The organism is Paenibacillus radicis (ex Xue et al. 2023) (genome assembly GCF_024722015.1).
GTDB lineage: Bacteria > Bacillota > Bacilli > Paenibacillales > NBRC-103111 > Paenibacillus_S.
The window spans coordinates 1-17455 of sequence record NZ_JANQBD010000012.1; the positions used below are offsets into that span (position 1 = coordinate 1).

Sequence of the window (17455 nt, forward strand, 5' to 3'; positions counted from 1 at the left end):
AGTTCCGCAAGCGGTTAAAACCAATGAACAGTCTAACCAATATAGACGCTGCAGAAAAGATTGTTTATTTAGACACAATCGATTATAACGAAAGATTCGCAGATCGAGTCATCCGAGGATTTGGAGACCTTGAAGTCAAGAAGAAATTGACGGAGCTTTTTGAAGAACGCTATCCATCCTCCACACCTGAGGTGGAATAAAAAACCAGCTCCCGCGCCTTCGCTTGGGCTGCACCCTCACCCTTTATAACGTCTGAATATTCAAACAACTAACTTTTCTTATCCATCGTCCCGATGGATAAACCTACCTTACACAAACTTCTTGACGCTACCGCCTGAAATCAATCTAACTGGAAAAACTAACTCTAATAGAGGTGAAATGGTGGATATCAGCCAAAATACGTAGAATTAGCATGAGGAATTCCAGCTATAAGACTTGGAACGCTATTTTCGGAGTAACTAACTTGACATTTTCCTGATAATTGCACGAAGTGCGCCAGACTTCCATACAATGCCGTAACCGAACCCCGAACCCGGTACCCGCGATGAGTACGCGCCGGAAAGCGACCTCATCCTATTTATCACTAAGAATACACAAGAATGTGCAAAAAAAGCCTTCAATTATTAAAGTGGAATTGAGGGCTCTTTTGCTACCATCTATTCAGGATAAAATGGTGGAGGAGTTGTCTCAAAATGACTTTTGGGACAGCCCCTTATTTTTATTCACCGTCCAAATCTTTACCGTATTAGTGTCCACTATCTCAAACCTAGCCCTTTACAGAGCCGATCATAACTCCCTTGGCAAAATGCTTTTGCAGAAATGGATAGACGACAAGAATTGGCAATATGGAAAGAATAATCGAAGCTGAACGAACGGTTTCCGACGGCGGAGACGCATCGCCTATAGATGCTTCCATCCCAACGGTTTTGGCGCTATTATCAAGAACTAAAGATTTAACCAAAACCTGGAGCGTCCACTTCTTGGCGTCGGTTAAATACAGCAGTGCATTGAAATAAGTATTCCAATGAGATACGGCGAAAAACAGCACGAAGGCTGCCAGAGCGGGTTTGGATAAAGGCAGAATGATTCGGAAAAAGACGCCAAGCTCCGTACAGCCATCCATTTTGGCCGATTCGATCACCTCTGCCGGCAAGGAATCCATAAAGCTTTTTACAACGATCAAGCTCCACGCATTAGTGAGCGTTGGGATGATCAATGCCCAATAGGAGTTCATTAAGCTTAATTCCTTAACAAGCAGGAAGCTCGGAATAATGCCGGCACTGAATACGAGTGAAAACACAACAAGCCCATAAATCCATCTACGGTGAGGCAATTTGCGTTCCGTCAGTCCATAGGCCATCGTAAAAGTAAAGGCAACATTTAATAAGGTCCCTACAGCCGTAATGAATACGGTGCTCTGCAATGCGTTCTCAAAGCTGTTGGAGGACAAAATATAAGTGTATGCTCCGAGCGACCATTTTTCCGGGAACAGCTGCAGTGCATATGGAATATACACCGACCTGTGGGTTAATGATACGCTCAACACATAAAGAAATGGAAACAAGCACATCGCCGAGATGATTGCCAGCAGCGTGTAGTTGATGACATCAAATGCAGTAACCTTTTTCTGGTGTACAAAGCTCACGGGTTTACTCCTCCTAAGAACTTTGCTTTAGCAAAGTTTACTTCGTAAGCATTACTTAGTAAATGCCCTCATGTCCCATCTTTTTGACAACGTAATTGGAAGCCATCACAAGCGCCAGGCCGACGAGACCTTTGAAAAATCCTACTGCAACGCCCACACTGTACATTCCCCGTAAAATACCGTTGTTATATACATACGTGTCAAAAACATCTCCCACATCTCGCACCAGTGGATTCATCATCAGCAGAACCTGCTCGAAATTGACATCCGTCATATGCCCCAGCCGAAGAATGAGTAGAATGACGATGGTTGGCCGTATGGCCGGCAAAGTAACATGCCAGATTTGTCTGAAGCGGTTCGCCCCGTCCACAACTGCTGCCTCGTATCTTTCCGTATTCACGCCGGCGATGGCCGCCAAGAAGATAATGGTCCCCCAGCCCGCATCCTTCCATATGCTCTGAGCAGTCAGCAAGCCCCAAAATAAATTCACATCATTCAGGAAGGAATACGGCTCCAGACCGAAAAGCCGAATGAGCTTGTTGAGCAGACCTACATCAACCGATAAAATAAAAAAAGTAAGACTCGCAATGACTACCCAAGATAAAAAATGCGGCATATAGACCAAGGATTGATTAATCCGTTTAAAAACTTCATGCCGCACCTCATTCAACATGATCGCCAACAAAATAGGCAGCGGGAAGAAAAACACCAGCCCGAATATGTTGATCAGCAGCGTATTCCGCAGCATGATATAGAAATGCTCATCGGCAAACATCTCGTTAAAAAACTTCAAGCCTACCCAGGGACTCTCAGCAAACCCAACAATCGGATTGTAATCCTTAAAGGCGATGAGCAATCCCCACATCGGTACGAGCTTAAAGACGGCGAAATAAAGAAAGCCAGGAATAACAAGCAGATACATGTAGCGATATTTAACATAGTCCGACCAAAACGAGCGAGTACGTGTATGCGGTCGCTCTTTGACTACATGGCTATTCAAAACGGCCTCTTCCGTTTTCATTCGCATGCTCCTTTCATTGAGAAAATAGCGAGGGTCAACCCGCACAAGGCTACAGCCGCCCGTACAGGTTGACTTGTTGTTCCACAGGCTTCCAATTATTTGCCGAAATACTCCTTATAGCTTTGCGTTTGCTCCATAAAAGCTTTCTTGAGAGCTGCATTGTTTCTTAGCCCATCAACATATTTCTTGTAATCGTCCATACTGATTTTTCCCATAATGGCTTCGGTTCTCTTCTTTTCGAATTCATCCGAATATTTCGGCCATTCCGCCGTCCAGGTAGCCGAACGAATGATTCGGAAAGGATCGACCGTCAGCGTATCGTACACTACCTTCACTTTCTCGCGATTTGCTTTATCGACTTCAACAGGTGCGAGCGGACTGTCTACTTTATCCCATTCATTTCTTTTGATCGTAAAAGGGTCATTCGTAAAGCTTTGAATTTCTTTCAAACCGACGTCGGTCATAATGTATTTGCCATTTTCAACTTTATGATGCACACCTTCGTATCCATAAAACAGTGCCTTCGAATTGTCATCTCCAGCAGCAGTGTTGAATACCTCCAGTATCTTCTTCAGTTTATCCTCCGGAACGCTTTTCGGAATAAAGAGCCCTCCCGTAAAGCCTGGCTCCAGGTAGGCCGCCGCACCTCCCGGCCCTTTAATGAAGGGAACAATCTCTACTTGCGCATTGGGCTTCAGCTTTTTATTTTCTTGCTCCATCCGGTATTGATGCCAGTAATTTTTCGTGTGGAACACCGTTTTGCCTGCAGCGAAGAAATTATCCGGCTCTGCCCCCTTCACTGCTGAGAATTCCGGAGACATTAGACCGTCCTTGAATAATTTGCGGTACCAGTCCACCATGTTGGTGTAGGCATCCGATAAGATATTTCTGTAAAGACCTCCTTCAGCGTTATACTGCGGAGTGAAGGAACCGAAGGCGGAGGCCATGTTATCGAAGAAGAGAGTCCCAATCAGCTTGCCGCTCGTATCCTTGGCCTTGATTTGCTTGAGTGCGTTGTACAGCTCATCGGTAGTTTTGGGCATAGCTAATCCTGCCTCGTCCAGTAAATCTTTGCGGATCAAGAAACCCGTATTAATCTGTGACCTCGCTCGCGGGATAAAGTAATAGGTCCCTTTATATTTGGAATATTTCCAGGCTGCTTCGGGCACATTTTTTTTCAAATTCGGATACTTGCTCAAATCACCCAGAAACGGCCCCAAATCCCAGAACACGCCTTTGTCAACTGCATTCATCGTGTTAACATCATGAGGATTTTGTGCTGAAACTACGTCAGGCAGCTGCCCAGAGGCAATCGCTAAATTCAATTTCGTTTGAAACTCAGGATCGGGAATCCACTGAACATCCATCTCCAAATTATTTTCCTTTTGAAAGCGCGACCAGAACTGATTTTTCATATCCGGAACTTCGGCGAAAGTAGATACCATCGTGCTGTATTTAAAAGGTTTATTAGTCGCCGCCGGAGCATCCGTGCTGCCCTTCCCGTCACTGGCCGGCTGCGACCCCGAACATGCACTAACTACGGATGACATTAAAGCAACGGCAAGCAATGGAGCTGTTTTTCTAAAACCGTTTATTTGCATCCCATTCATCTCCTTATGGTTATCATCTTCCCCGGATTATTAGCATAGTGGAGCAATACCAAGCTTACCGGACCACTCATTGAGTTTAGCGACCAATTCTTCCTTTAAGTCAATAGCGCCCGCGCTAATGATCTCATTTCTGCTCCTGGCGGATCGCTGTCCTGGAAGCTGCAAGCCAGCCGCTCTGGCCTCCATCCTGTCTGCCATTTCAGTCGTCCGCTGCCTGAATTTCCGCTGACCGAGAAGTCCGTCCGCCTTGATGCATATTGCGGTATGCGAGGGAATGCCCACTAGACCGCTGCCTGCCTGCGGTTCATCAATGATTTGCCCCTCTGCAAGTATTCCGGTGATGACTTCGCCCAGTATCGTAAGCCCGAAGCCTTTATGAGCACCTACAGGAAGACGGGTTCCCTTGGATATTGCGGCCGGGTCACCGGTTGCTCTTCCCTGCGAGTCCAGCCCCCAATACGGAGGGACGCTTTCCCCCGCCGCCACTTTCTCAGCCAGCACCCCATTGGATGCATACGCGAGACAAGCATCGAACATGATGTGATAATCGTTGTCGGTAGGTATCGCATAACCCATTGGGCTAGTGCCAATCACCTTCTCTTTTCTGCCGGGAGCCCCCATGGTTGGTGCTCCCCTCGTTACGATATAGCTGATATAGCCATGCTCCGCAGCAGTCTCCACATAGGGCGTTGAAGCTAACAGATGATGGCTATTGCGTATCGCACACAGACCGATCCCATGCTCATCAGCCAATTGCTCCGCTCTTCTCATAATGAACATACCGCAAAGCTCCCCTAATCCGTTATCCCCCTCATAATTTTCCAAAGCACCGAACTTGTTAATCCGTGTAATGGATGGATTGGCCTTCACCTTGCCGGCAGCAAGACCGGCTAAACGCCCAGGGAGCTCATTCACATCATGGTGATTGACACCACGGTAAGTGGCCCTCATGAATACATCAGCTGCAATAGCCGCATTATCTTCAGTTAATCCCGATGCTTGAAGCAATTGAACCGTTATTCGTTCCAACTCCGTCAAAGATATACGTAAACCAGCCAAGCAGAGCCCCCCTCAATAAAGCAGCATTTCCGATTCTTCCATCCCCGCCTTCACCGCTTGCAGCCTGGAAAGTGTAGCTTCGTCGTAATGTCCCAAAGATAAACCATCGACCCCAAGGTTGCTAATCAGCTTTACGCTGCGCTTAATGATGTCTTCATTACTCTCTCCTTTGACACTCGGCCTTACATCGATTGCAGCAATGACATCCTTGTCGTAACCTATTCCACTGCGTATTTTCAGAATTTTCTGTCTTTTGGCAGCAAGCTGTTCCGTTGTTCCCCACATTTCCGAGTAATCGGATTCGCGAATGGAATCGATATAATCCCGAATGGCTGCAAAATCAAGTCCGGACAGTTCCGGATATTTCAAGTAAGTATTATAACGGAACTCGACTCGCGGGTTAGCCGACTTGACGGCCTGATGGATATCCTTGAATAAGGAGGTTATACTTTTTTGCCGGAATTCCAGCCATTGATACAAAGACGGCACCTGCAGCAGCAATGCTGTCGCCGATAAATTACTTTGCTCCAGCAATTTTTTTCCTAAGCCGTCACTCAATTCCACACCATTGCGAATTCTGGTCAGCTGCTGCAGATCCGAGACAATTCGGTCCCAGTCATACCCCATAGCCATTGCTTTAGCACTGCAAGCTCCGCAAAAGCAACCGGCATCGACCGTACTCAGGAGCACATGCAGTTCCTTTTCATCAGCAACGGCATGATTGTTCCAGCCCATCTTCCCTCCCTCAGCAAATAGGATGAGGCAGCTTTGAATAAAATCAATATCATGCTGCTTGACCGAGCTGTGGAACAGTCCTCGAATATATTCTCGAACATGCTCATGGTTAGGACATAGCAACGATAGCAGAGAACCGTCTATTTTACGCTGCAGCAGGTAAGGAAAATCTCGCTTTGCAATCGATGCATCAAAAATCGTGTGAGAAATCTCAACACCGACCTTCTTCTTTCTGCTTCTGGCGCTTTCGATCAGCACATCGAGCCAATCCGTATCCTTGAGAAAATCTACAGAACTGTAAATGGGTTTTAACGGTGTATTCGCAAAATCCGCTTGATCCAGCCTATAGTACACACAGCTATCTTCCGGCATATAAAATTTACGTTTTGGATTATGCGGATAATACAGCCCTCTGAGCGGGCGTTTCTCCTTGTGCATAATACCTACCAGATACACGCTGTTGACGTTGGCATGCTCCGCTAATGTATCGATACAATGATCAGCGCCCTCGTCATGAATGTCCCATGAATACAGGCTTGCCGCTACTTCTTTAATGAACATCCCTATCTCCCCCTCCCTAACAATTCCTTTAGCCTACTACAGTCTATACAATGCTCTTGCATTATCCGAAAATATGGATTTATGCAGCGCTTCCGGCAGCTTGGGAAAAGCAAACCGCGGTGAATCGAAATCCCAATGCGGATAATCACTGGAAAACATCAAGATATGCTCCGCGTCCATCATCTCAAGCGTTTGGAGTAAAAACTTATCCGGCTCCGGTCTCTCCAATGGCTGGGAGGTAAGCCTCACATGCTCGCGAAGGTATTCGCTTGGCCTCTTCTTCAACCATGGCACTTCAAATCGCAGTGCCTTATACTCGGCGTCAAGCCTCCACATCAATGCCGGCAGCCAGGCCACTCCACCCTCAACCAGCACGATTTTCAAACCGGGAAATCGTTCGAACACGCCTTCGGTAAGCAAGCTGACCAGATGCGCTTGAAAGCCTAGCGACAAACAGGTATGCCACTCAATATAGTGGGTAGGATATCCTGGTGTTGGCTGAATATTGATACCCATCCCATCCGTACCGGGATGAATCGCCAAAGGAAGTCCATACCTCTCACATGCTTCGTAGATAGGATAGTATTGTCTCTGCCCAAAAGGCGCCCTCGCACCCGAGTCGGTCATAACTTGAACAAAATGTGGATGATCGGCCCAGCGCTCAATTTCTGCAGCCGCCGCCGCAGGATCCTGATGAGCAATTGTAATGGACCCCTTGAACACGCCATCGCTGTTATACTTGCTTAGCCATGTTGCTGCAAGCCATTCATTGTAGGCAGCAGCAATGGCTGTTCCAAAATCAGGGTCGGGATGCAGGTTGCAAAAAGCGCGCGGCAATAAGATACAATGGTCGATTCCGAATTTGTTAATATGCTGTTCTCTCAGAAAATCAGGATCGGAGCCGCCAGGGCCTCCGCCGGGAGGACGGGAGTCCAGTCTCTCGCCATGGACCGGGTTTCCAAAAAAACCTCTGCCGCCGCTGCTGTACCTATCCTTCCAAGGCTGACTCAAGAAGGCTTTAATCTCATCCTTGTCCTTGGGATAGGGATGTACATCACAATCGATAATGCCTTGTTTGGTCTGTGACAATGGTACGCGACCTCCTTCAAGCTTGCCGTTTATCTGTTAATAGATACGATCACTTGCTCTTCTTCCACATTGACGGGATACGTTTCCAGCTTCGGAGGCTCCACTTCTGCTTGCCCCACTTCAACCTCGTACGTCTTCACCCAGCAGCGGTTGGGATCAAAGAGGGAATGACCGTTGGTCAAGTCGAACTCCCAGCCATGCCAAGGGCATCTCAATATTTCCCCCTCTCGTCCGTACAGAAACTCGCCTGGCTTGGACGGAAGCGTTGTACCCGATACTTTTCCCACACATAATGGAGCCTGCTGGTGCGGACAGCTGTTTTTCACAGCGTAATATTTGCCATGTACGTTAAAAACACCGATTGAAAGGCCCTCCAGCGATACGATTTTTTTATGCCCCGGTAAAATTTCATTTGTATTCCCAACAATATGTTTAGCCATAAGCCTTCCTCCCTCCTTAATTCAAGCCGGATGATTTACTTCAAGCCGTAGAACTCCTCCGCATTTTCGAAAAAGATGCGGTTATACAGCTTCTCCGGAAGCTTGGGGAAGGTCAGCTTCGGATTATCAAAGTCCCAGTGCGGATAGTCGCTGGAGAACATCAGCAGATGCTCGGCATCCATCATCCGAAGCATATGCAGCATATCCTCATCGTTATCCGGCCGTTCCAGCGGCTGTGAAGTAAGGCGAATATGGTCACGCAAATATTCGCTAGGGCGCTTCTTCACCCATGGAATCTCAACCCGAAGCGCCTTGTATTCCATGTCAAGCCGCCACATTAAAGGAACGAGCCATGTGGAGCTGCCCTCCACAAGCACGATCCGTAAATCCGGATAGCGCTCGAAGGTTCCTTCGGTGAGCAGGCTGACCAGATGCGCCTGAAAGCTGAGCGACATACAGGTATGCCATTCGATATAATGGCTCGGATTACCAGGCGACGGAAGAATATTAATGCCGATTCCGTCTAATCCAGGATGCAGCGCGAGCGGCAAGTTATGGCGGCAGCAAGCCTCGAAGATCGGGTGAAAATTCCGGTGGCCCATCAGAAATCTGGCGCCGGAATCGGTCGTTACCTGAATGTTGTGCTTGTGATCAGCCCAACGGTCGATTTCCTTGGCAGCATTAACCGGATCGCTATGATTGATGACAATTGATGATTTGAACACCCCATCATAATTATCCGGCCCGATCCAAGTATCGGCGATCCACTCGTTATAGGCGGAGGCTATCGCATTTCCGTAGTCCAGATCCGGGAATTGACAGCTGTTTTCCCGGGGGATCAGAATAGCCGTCTTAATATTGTTTTCTTCTATTAATTGTTTCCTGACAAAGCTTGGATCGGAGCCGGCCGGACCTCCACCCGGCGGATGCGAATCCTGGCGCATGCCATGGAATGGATTGCCATAGAACAACCCTCTCCCGCCTCCACGGAAACGGTCCCTCCAGTATTTAGGCATATACGGTTTAATTTGATCCAAACTTTTGGGAATGGGGTGCACATCACAATCGATAATTCCCGGCTTCGTCCGCTTCTTCTGTCCTGCCTCCGGATTTACAGTTTCTTCATTGATGGACATCTACTACACCTCCTTTGCCTTATATTCACCATTATTTCACCTGACTGGGTGAATACTCCTTAAGCCATTCTCTCAGCGGAACATCCTCTTCGGTAGGTGTATAATACCCGTTGCAATTCGTTCCCGCTCCCAGCAGCTGACGGCGAATCGGATCGGCTTTGGACCATAGGCTTTGAACCGTCATATCATCCTTCGTCCGGATCCAACGATAGCCGTAGCCGTAGAAGAGCACTTTCCGAGTAATTTCCGACCAGTTCGGACTTGCCGAATGCCATAGGCGCCGATCAAAAAATACGGCTGTACCAGGCTTCACACAAACCGGAATCGCCCCTTCCAGCTGACCGAATCCGCTTTCCGGACGGCTCATCGAATTTTTCAGATGACTGTTCGGCACGATCCAGAAATTGCCTCGTCCCGCCTCTGACAGATCGGAGAGGAAGTAAGCTACCTTAATCGACATACGCGGGCGCGGCTCCGACTCCATTTCCACATTCATCCGTCCGCTGTCCTGATGCCACCCGAACGTCTTATCCGTAGGCTGCTGCCCGGTCGGAGGCGTCACAATCATATGTGCATGATACAGATAAATATTCCAGCCCAGAATCCCCCAAACCTTCGGCAGTATTTTCTCATAATCAACGAGATCGAGAAACATCTCATGATCCGGAATAAAGTTAGGATGAAATAAAGCTTTGGTTGTATCGTGGCCAGCCTGAACATTTTCATCGAATATACGGTCAACTTCCTTGGTCAGCGCTGCCACATGCTCGGGGGATAAAGCGTTCTCCACGATCAAATATCCGGTTTCCTCAAAAGCCTTGCGTTCTTCCTCGGTTAAAGCGTACTGCAAGCAAGTTTGCTCCATTGGTGATACCTCCGTTTGAATAGTTTTAGCGAGGTGAGCGAGCCCAATCGTTCCGGGAACCAAGAGCTCATCCCTACACCGTAAGCATAGTTTCTTTTACCGCTGTGCACCATTAACGATCCCCGTACATTTGTATAATCCTACAAAAAATCAAAAAAATTTTTCAGCCCGATTTCTCATTTAAAAAGTCTGTAGGCGAACAGCCGCTCAGCTTTCTAAACACACGGTTAAAATAAGCCTGATCACAAAATCCGGTTTCCTCCGATATTTCGCGAATGGACATTCCCTTGGACAGCATCATATCCTTGGCCATCGATATCCGTACATCGTGAAGATATTCAATAGGGGTAAAGCCTGTCACTTCTTTAAAAATACAGGAAATATAATTAGGGGTTTTCCCGCCGAATTCCGATAGCTCCTGCAGCTTGATGGATTGGTTGTAATGCTTAAGAATATAATTTTTAATATCTTTTACAAGTTTCATTTTTTTAGAGCTTACTTCCTCATAATCCAAGTCATAATTAACCATACTGAGCATTTCCAGCAGGATAGCGTTACAAAATGTATCAAGATAAGCCCCTTTCATCAGCCAATGATGATTTAGCAAGGAAAATCTCTGTTTAAAGTAAGGGAAATTTTGAATTTTCAATTTGAAGGTTTTTCGCCTATTCAGTATTGGAAGCCCCAGTTTAGTCAGCTCATCTTCTTGCACACCGAAAAAAGTGGCATATCTTTGATGGTATTCGATAGCGCTTCCGCTGCGTACTGAACCGGCCGGAACAAACAAAACATCTCCTTTTTGCAGCGGTATAGTCTCATCATCAACCCAATAAATTAAACGGCCGCTTGTAATAAACAGCAGTAAATGGTAGGGATTGGATAAATGGCTCATGGTCCACTTACTGTCCAAATCCTTCACATAACATGATTGAAGCTCCAACATATACATCGCCCCTTCAAAGTTTATTCCTTTGTCCTTTAATTCATCATAAGCTCGTAGCTGTCCGCAAACTCTTTAAACGCCTTTTTGAACTCAGGCTTCTCCCTGTACTTTTTCACGAAGTCCTCGTACTCTTCCATCGGAATCAAGCCCATTACAGCCTGGGTTCGTATCGATATATAATCGTCTTGCACCTTGGGCCACTGCTTTAACCAGGTTTCCGACCTGATGACGCGGAACGGATCTATTTTTTCTTCCGCTTCATATAGTGTTTGGGCTACTGCTTTCATTTTATCGTTCCATTCCTTCGGTGCGGTGTAGTTCACGACCTTCTGCCATTCGTCATCGGCGTTCGGAAAAATTTGCATCACCGCATTATTAAGCTCTTTTTTAGCCAGCTCGGTTGGAATTCGTTTACCGTCTACCTTATTGTAATGAACCCCCTCAAAGCCGCGAAGCAGCTGATCCGTCACTTCCGGTGCGGCAGCCTGGTTGTACATTTGCAAAATTCGTAGAGCCTTATCCTTGGGAACGCTTCTGGCAATGACGAACCCTCCGGTGAAAGCCATTCCATATTCTCCCGAGTGTCCTTTGGGTCCATTCAAATAAGTGATAACGCCAGCCTCGTAGTTAGGGTCGATCCTCTTCAATTCCTGCTCATACGTATAGCTGTGATACATATTCCTGAAATAAGTGAGAGCTTTGTCCGAACGGAACATATTTTCTTTATCGCTCCCCTTTAAAATTGCAAATTCCTTGGACATCAATCCCATGCTGTAAACATGACGGTACCATTTCACAAATTCCGTATAGCTGTCGGTAAAATATTTGTAGATAAGCCCGCCTTCATTGTTATATACCGTTTCAAACCCGCCAAATGCATTGAAAAAAGCTTCTTCAAAATGCAGCCCGACATAACGCTTGTCAGGATTAGTATCCATGATTTTCTTTAAGGAATTTACGTATTCATCCAACGTTCTCGGTTGGGGAAGCCCCAGATTATTAAATAAATCGGGACGCCAATGAAGCCCTCCATCCAACAGCGGGCGTGCACGGGGAATCACGTAATTCCGACCTTCGATTTTCGTATATTTCCAAGCGGTTTCTGAAATATTGTGCTTCAAATTTGGAAAGCTCTCCAAATTCCCTGCCAATTCGTTGACATCCCAGAACAGCCCTTGCTTGACAGCTTTATTAAACACACTGTCATCAATCGTATTCAACACCATAACCTCGGGCAAATCTCCAGATGAAAGCACCAGTCTCAGCCTTCTGTCGTAGTCGTCAAGTGGAATAAATTCGGCTTGCAGCTTTACTTGAAACATTTCCTGTATTCGGGTCCAAAAGCGGTTGTTCAAGTCCGGCGTTTCTAGCGGAGTATTCGATAATGCCTTCAATGTAAACAGCTCATGGTGACTTGGCATCCTTTCCGCAACAAGCAAATCCTCATCGCTTTTGCTTCCATGACCCGCTTTGTCGGCAGAATTGTGCCGATCAGCAGTGCTGCACCCGGACATCATCGCAGTAAGCAGAACTATAGTCAGTGGCAATACGAGCTTTCGGCGCATACAGTCCCTCCCTTTTATTACCGGAGAAAATCATCTCATCATTCATGTGCGGATTGCGTACATATACCATTAATTGTAACCGCTTTCTAAAATTGCGCTACCGATTCGTTTCGGAACATAGGGTACTATTTTCGGAACTTGCTTCCAATCGGTTTGATACAAGCGGGATATGTAAAATGACTTGTGTACCCTCGTTATCGATACTGTAAATCTCAATGCCATACTGTTCTCCGAAAGCAAGCCTAATGCGCTGATGAATATTAAGCAAGCCCAGCCCTCTTGAAGCGATGTCTCCCTCGGTCGGATCAGCTGCGCGCAGGGAATGCCTCAGCTTCTCCAATTCTTCCGCCTTCATTCCCTTGCCGCTGTCTGATATTTCGAATCTGACCGTATGATCGGCTGTCACCAAACCGGTTATGGTCAATACTCCTTTTCCGTTTTTCCGTTCAAGCCCATGATAAATAGCATTCTCCACAATCGGCTGCAAAATCATTTTGGGCATTCTCATTTCCAGAATATCCTCATCCACACTAATAGTGACGTTAAATTTATCCATATAACGAATCGACATAATACGAACATAGTCCTGAATACATTCCAGCTCGTTTCTTATGCGGACGAAATTTTCCTCTTTGATACTGTATCTGAAAATTTTGGCCATCGAGGTAGAAATTTCGACAATCTCCATCACCCCGTTGGCTAAACCGATGCTTCGGATGCATTCCAATGTATTATAAAGAAAATGCGGGTTTATCTGGCTTTGCAGAAACGATAATTCCGCCTGTTTTTTGGCAATTTCCATTTGGTATAGAGAGGTTTGGGCTTGAATGAACAACTCATTCGTCTCATCCAGCTTGTCCAGCATCTTATTAATTTCTATGGACAATATCCCTATTTCATTTTTTACAGGCAGCTGCAATCTCTGCTTTCCCCCATTGTTCCCTATGTAATTAACAAAACGGACAATTCGGCCAAAAGGAACGGTTACACTACGGATAAAAATAAGGCCCATAATTAAAATTAGCAGCGTCATCACAGCACCTATAATAAAACCAATGTTTCGGACCAAACGAAGCTCATCTGTCATCTCATTCACAGGAATGAGGCTTACAATTTTCCAATTCAACTGCTCGATATCTTTAGCTTGAACATGATTCAGCTTTTCCCGAAATTGTATTTGCTGATCCTTAATATGGCTATCAATGCCTTTAAGAATCTCACTATCAAACAAGCTGCCTTTCATAAACCGCTCATCAGCCGAAACGACATTGTACTCGCTATCAAGAATCAGCAGCAGCGAGCTTGGAGTCGCTTTGATATCCGTCAATATCCGGTCCATAATTTCCGTCTTGTAAACAACAATAACCATGCCCAATTCAGTAAAGCCATTCGTTTCATTTAAAGAGGAAAATACCGGATGGACATAGATATAGGCTAACTTCTCCATCTTCTCGGGATTATAAATTTTACCGAAAAATTGCGATTCCGGATAGCGCATATCGGGATGGTACTTCTTCTCAAGCTCCCCAAGAATGAGATAATCAAACGGACTTGAAGCGCCGACAATATTCCTTTCTTTATCTACTAAAATAATCGATTCGATATTTTTGTTGGAAGCTTTGATTCCCGATATAATCTCCAGCACATTTTTATTCAGCTTAAGCCTGTAGATAGGATCATCCGAGCCCATATAATCATGAATGACTGTGTTGTAAGAAGAGGCCAAGGCGGCATCTTTAATATCCTGTGTGAAGGAGATAATATTCTCCTCTACTTGCCTTATAATTCTTGAAGTATGCACATTCTCCTTATCTTCAGCCAGACTGTAAAATTTACTATAGTAAAAAATCTGCAATGAAAATATCATCAACGTAGAAATTGCTACGAGCAGCAGCAGCTGATTCTTAAGGTTCAATCGGGAGATGATTCTCATCCTTATCCTCTGCCCTCTCCATAGTTTGGATCCGTCTGGCTCTTCTTGTAATTTGTAGGTGTGATTCCGTACCACTTTTTAAATACTTTGTTAAAATAATGGTAATCCTTATAACCCGTTTCCCGGCAAATTTCCGAAATTGTTAAGTCACTTTCCCTTAGGAGGCGCCCCGCCTTTTTCATACGCAGACGAGTTACGTAATCCGTAAAGGTAACTTTGGCCGTTTTCTGGAACAAATCGCAGCAATAGGTATAATTGATATAAAATTTATTGGAGAGCTCTCTGAGATGAAGGTCTTCCTCATAATGAAGGTTTACAAACTCAAGCAGCTCCTTGAAATTCTCATTAACCGTCGGATCCGGCTCAGGCAAGGCAGATTCAATGCCTGATTGAATAAAATGCTTCAAGCATTCACACAGCTCCTGCAGGTTATCGAATTTATTGACAAGGGCTCCGTAATCCATAAAGCTTAGCTCCTCATGAGAATGAACCTCTCCTCCGTTATATTTATTGTTAAATGTAGAGATAATCTGGTTCCACAAATATACCGCATCCTTCATACCCGCCCCTTCTTTTCTAAAAAGCTCGAGAATATCATCTAGCAGCATGCTGACCTGATCAGGAGAAGAAGGATGTACAGCGGCACAAATGACTTGTACGGCCTTTCGTACCATTGGGTGAATTTCTTTGCTCTGCTTGTACACCCCGCCGGTTAAGTAGATGAAGGAGGAATGCATAGCAACATGAGCTTCCTCAATAAGCTTCGAGATTTCTTCCCGCGAAGAGGAGGTTTCACTGACTCCTATGTAGAAACGATCCTTGATATGGGCTGAAGCCGCTTCATATTGGGCTGCGAGCAGCGGATATTGATTATCGGAGCAGCCCAGTATTAGGATCATTTTATTAGGGTCTGCACGGACAATGATGTGCTCTATATTCCGGACCCATATTGCAGCCTGTTCCAGTTGTTCGGGTGCAGTAGCTGATAAATAAACCGTTTGGAATTGGGTCGACGTAACCCCCCTGCTTATTAACAGCTGTTTGATCATGGTATCATCCGCATGATTCAGTGTGTCCAGGAAATCCATGTCCTTCTGATGTTTGACCCGCTCCAGATGCCGCAATAGCCGCTCAAGCAATGCTTCTGCTTCTTCAAATTGAAGCGGTTTCAACAAATAATCGAAACAGCCGAGACGGATCGACTCTTGGGCATAATGAAAATCGGAGGCACCACTTATGATGATAAATTCCGACCTTATCCCCTGCTCTCTGCACTGCTTCATCAATTCGATTCCGGACAATTCCGGCATTCTGATATCTGTCAATATAACATCCGGCTTCTGACGGACTATGATGTCGAAAGCTTCCAGGGAATCCGTCGTTTCCCCGATGACCTGGAACCCAAGCTTATCCCATTTAAATGTGCTGCGTATTCCCTTTAATACCCAAGGCTCGTCATCCACGATCAATACACTATACATGCCGCATCCCCATTTCATGTACGAATGATAGAATCAGTTCATGCCTTTCATCAGCTTCCATTTTTTTGATTATATCCTTTACTGATTCATTTGCATAATGCTTTCCCAGCTTTCCTAACGAGTGAACAAAAGAAATTTTCGATTGACTTGTATACAAGTACACATGTATACTCTGGATAGTCGGGTTTATGAATAATCCAAATATATGGAGGTTCTATACGATGTTAAAAGTAGCTATTATCGGGGCAGGTGCGATAAGCAGGGCTCATATCGAGGCTTATCTGCAATTTCCTGAACGCTGTCAAATTGTTGCGATTGCAGACATCTACGAAGACAAAGCGCAGGATCGCATTGCTACATACAACCTGAATGTTAAATCGGTAAAGGATTATCAAGAACTGCTGCAAGAGGATATTGATCTCGTATCCGTATGTACCCCGCCTTATACCCATGCTTCTATTACTGTAGACTTTCTTCGTTCAGGCAAGCATGTCCTGGTAGAAAAGCCTATGGCTTCTTCTTTGCAGGAATGTGATGAAATGAATCAAGCAGCTGAAGAAAGCGGGAAAATCCTCTCTGTTGTAGCGCAAAACCGCTTCAAAACACCGATGATGAAGCTGAAATCGGTGCTCGAAAGCGGTTTGATGGGCCCTATCGTTCACGCCCAGGTGGATTCCTTCTGGTGGCGAGGACATTGTTACTATGACCTATGGTGGCGCGGCACATGGGAGAAAGAAGGCGGAGGCTGCACTCTTAACCATGCCGTTCACCATATCGATGCGTTCCTCTGGATGATGGGGCGGCCGAGTGAACTGCAGGCATTTATGAGCAACACCTCGCATGATAATGCCGAGGTCGAGGATCTTTCGATCGCTATGCTGCGTTTTCCAACAGGCGCCTTAGCTCAAATTACAAGCTCTGTCGTTCATCACGGTGAAGAACAGCAGCTCATCTTCCAAGGGAAAGATGCACGAGTCTCTGCTCCGTGGAAGCTAAAAGCCTCAAGCTCAAAGAGCAATGGATTTCCTGAACCTTATCCGGATTTGGAGAATCAAATACAAGAATTATACGACGCCTTGCCCGAGGTACAGTTCGATGGACATACCGGACAGATCGATAACTTCATGTCCGCTATTGAAACCGGCTCCCCCATACTCATTGATGGGGCGAGCGGGCGCAATACGCTTGAATTAATTATAGGAATTTACAAGTCAGCCAGCACTGGAGTGAAAGTACAGTTTCCGCTGAGTCCAGATGACCCGTTCTATACGCGTGAGGGTATTCAGGCGAACGCAACTCACTTTTACGAGAAGAAGGCTTCGGTTACAAACTTTCAGGATACAGCCATTACAACCTGAAGCAGCTACTTGAA

The 17455-nt window shown here is 45.8% G+C and carries 14 protein-coding genes and 1 pseudogene; 2 read left to right on the forward strand and 13 right to left on the reverse strand.

Going from position 1 to position 17455, the window contains the following annotated elements:
• Window positions 1-200, forward strand: a pseudogene (locus NV381_RS16895) (IS256 family transposase); the annotation flags it as partial.
• Between the two features lie 566 nt (window positions 201-766).
• Here the strand turns inward: NV381_RS16895 and NV381_RS16900 are convergent.
• The 13 genes from NV381_RS16900 to NV381_RS16960 all read right to left on the reverse strand — a co-directional run bounded on the left by NV381_RS16900 (window position 767) and on the right by NV381_RS16960 (window position 16083).
• Window positions 767-1645: a carbohydrate ABC transporter permease gene (locus tag NV381_RS16900; RefSeq protein WP_258214467.1), complete on the reverse strand. Its 879-nt coding sequence runs from the start codon at window positions 1643-1645 to the stop codon at window positions 767-769.
• A gap of 55 nt (window positions 1646-1700) precedes the next feature.
• Window positions 1701-2666: an ABC transporter permease gene (locus NV381_RS16905; protein WP_419182277.1), complete on the reverse strand. Its 966-nt coding sequence runs from the start codon at window positions 2664-2666 to the stop codon at window positions 1701-1703.
• Window positions 2667-2761: 95 nt separating this feature from the next.
• Window positions 2762-4267 carry an extracellular solute-binding protein gene (locus NV381_RS16910; protein WP_258214469.1) on the reverse strand — a complete coding sequence of 502 codons (1506 nt, stop codon included), beginning with the start codon at window positions 4265-4267 and terminating at the stop codon, window positions 2762-2764.
• A 39-nt stretch (window positions 4268-4306) separates the two neighbouring features.
• Window positions 4307-5335 (reverse strand): Ldh family oxidoreductase, encoded by a 1029-nt coding sequence (locus tag NV381_RS16915; RefSeq protein WP_258214470.1) that lies wholly within the window; start codon window positions 5333-5335, stop codon window positions 4307-4309.
• Between the two features lie 12 nt (window positions 5336-5347).
• A complete protein-coding gene (locus tag NV381_RS16920) occupies window positions 5348-6631 on the reverse strand; it encodes a hypothetical protein (protein ID WP_258214471.1) in 1284 nt (427 codons plus the stop codon).
• A 36-nt stretch (window positions 6632-6667) separates the two neighbouring features.
• Complete coding sequence (locus tag NV381_RS16925) at window positions 6668-7720, reverse strand: amidohydrolase family protein (protein WP_258214472.1); 1053 nt, start codon at window positions 7718-7720, stop codon at window positions 6668-6670.
• Between the two features lie 29 nt (window positions 7721-7749).
• Complete coding sequence (locus tag NV381_RS16930; RefSeq protein WP_258214473.1) at window positions 7750-8160, reverse strand: Rieske (2Fe-2S) protein; 411 nt, start codon at window positions 8158-8160, stop codon at window positions 7750-7752.
• Between the two features lie 35 nt (window positions 8161-8195).
• Window positions 8196-9296 carry an amidohydrolase family protein gene (locus tag NV381_RS16935; RefSeq protein ID WP_258214474.1) on the reverse strand — a complete coding sequence of 367 codons (1101 nt, stop codon included), beginning with the start codon at window positions 9294-9296 and terminating at the stop codon, window positions 8196-8198.
• Between the two features lie 31 nt (window positions 9297-9327).
• A complete protein-coding gene (locus tag NV381_RS16940; protein ID WP_258214475.1) occupies window positions 9328-10161 on the reverse strand; it encodes a phytanoyl-CoA dioxygenase family protein in 834 nt (277 codons plus the stop codon).
• A 163-nt stretch (window positions 10162-10324) separates the two neighbouring features.
• Window positions 10325-11104 carry an AraC family transcriptional regulator gene (locus tag NV381_RS16945; RefSeq protein ID WP_258214476.1) on the reverse strand — a complete coding sequence of 260 codons (780 nt, stop codon included), beginning with the start codon at window positions 11102-11104 and terminating at the stop codon, window positions 10325-10327.
• A gap of 35 nt (window positions 11105-11139) precedes the next feature.
• The gene (locus NV381_RS16950; RefSeq protein ID WP_258214477.1) at window positions 11140-12669 is read right to left on the reverse strand and encodes an extracellular solute-binding protein; all 1530 of its coding nucleotides are present in this window, start codon (window positions 12667-12669) and stop codon (window positions 11140-11142) included.
• Window positions 12670-12766: 97 nt separating this feature from the next.
• Complete coding sequence (locus tag NV381_RS16955) at window positions 12767-14602, reverse strand: sensor histidine kinase (RefSeq protein ID WP_258214478.1); 1836 nt, start codon at window positions 14600-14602, stop codon at window positions 12767-12769.
• Between the two features lie 2 nt (window positions 14603-14604).
• The gene (locus NV381_RS16960; RefSeq protein ID WP_258214479.1) at window positions 14605-16083 is read right to left on the reverse strand and encodes a response regulator transcription factor; all 1479 of its coding nucleotides are present in this window, start codon (window positions 16081-16083) and stop codon (window positions 14605-14607) included.
• Between the two features lie 221 nt (window positions 16084-16304).
• On the opposite strand from NV381_RS16960, the gene NV381_RS16965 reads away from it, so the two are divergent.
• Window positions 16305-17441, forward strand: coding sequence for a Gfo/Idh/MocA family protein (locus NV381_RS16965; RefSeq protein ID WP_258214480.1), 1137 nt, complete (start codon window positions 16305-16307; stop codon window positions 17439-17441).
• The last annotated feature ends 14 nt before the right edge of the window (window positions 17442-17455 follow it).

Coding starts and splice junctions, on each gene's coding strand:
- NV381_RS16930 (WP_258214473.1), bottom strand. CDS start 8,160: ATGGCTAAACATATTGTTGGGAATACAAATGAAATTTTACCGGGGCAT.
- NV381_RS16910 (WP_258214469.1), bottom strand. CDS start 4,267: ATGCAAATAAACGGTTTTAGAAAAACAGCTCCATTGCTTGCCGTTGCT.
- NV381_RS16950 (WP_258214477.1), bottom strand. CDS start 12,669: ATGCGCCGAAAGCTCGTATTGCCACTGACTATAGTTCTGCTTACTGCG.
- NV381_RS16940 (WP_258214475.1), bottom strand. CDS start 10,161: ATGGAGCAAACTTGCTTGCAGTACGCTTTAACCGAGGAAGAACGCAAG.
- NV381_RS16960 (WP_258214479.1), bottom strand. CDS start 16,083: ATGTATAGTGTATTGATCGTGGATGACGAGCCTTGGGTATTAAAGGGA.
- NV381_RS16935 (WP_258214474.1), bottom strand. CDS start 9,296: ATGTCCATCAATGAAGAAACTGTAAATCCGGAGGCAGGACAGAAGAAG.
- NV381_RS16965 (WP_258214480.1), top strand. CDS start 16,305: ATGTTAAAAGTAGCTATTATCGGGGCAGGTGCGATAAGCAGGGCTCAT.
- NV381_RS16955 (WP_258214478.1), bottom strand. CDS start 14,602: ATGAGAATCATCTCCCGATTGAACCTTAAGAATCAGCTGCTGCTGCTC.
- NV381_RS16920 (WP_258214471.1), bottom strand. CDS start 6,631: ATGTTCATTAAAGAAGTAGCGGCAAGCCTGTATTCATGGGACATTCAT.
- NV381_RS16945 (WP_258214476.1), bottom strand. CDS start 11,104: ATGTTGGAGCTTCAATCATGTTATGTGAAGGATTTGGACAGTAAGTGG.
- NV381_RS16905 (WP_419182277.1), bottom strand. CDS start 2,666: ATGAAAACGGAAGAGGCCGTTTTGAATAGCCATGTAGTCAAAGAGCGA.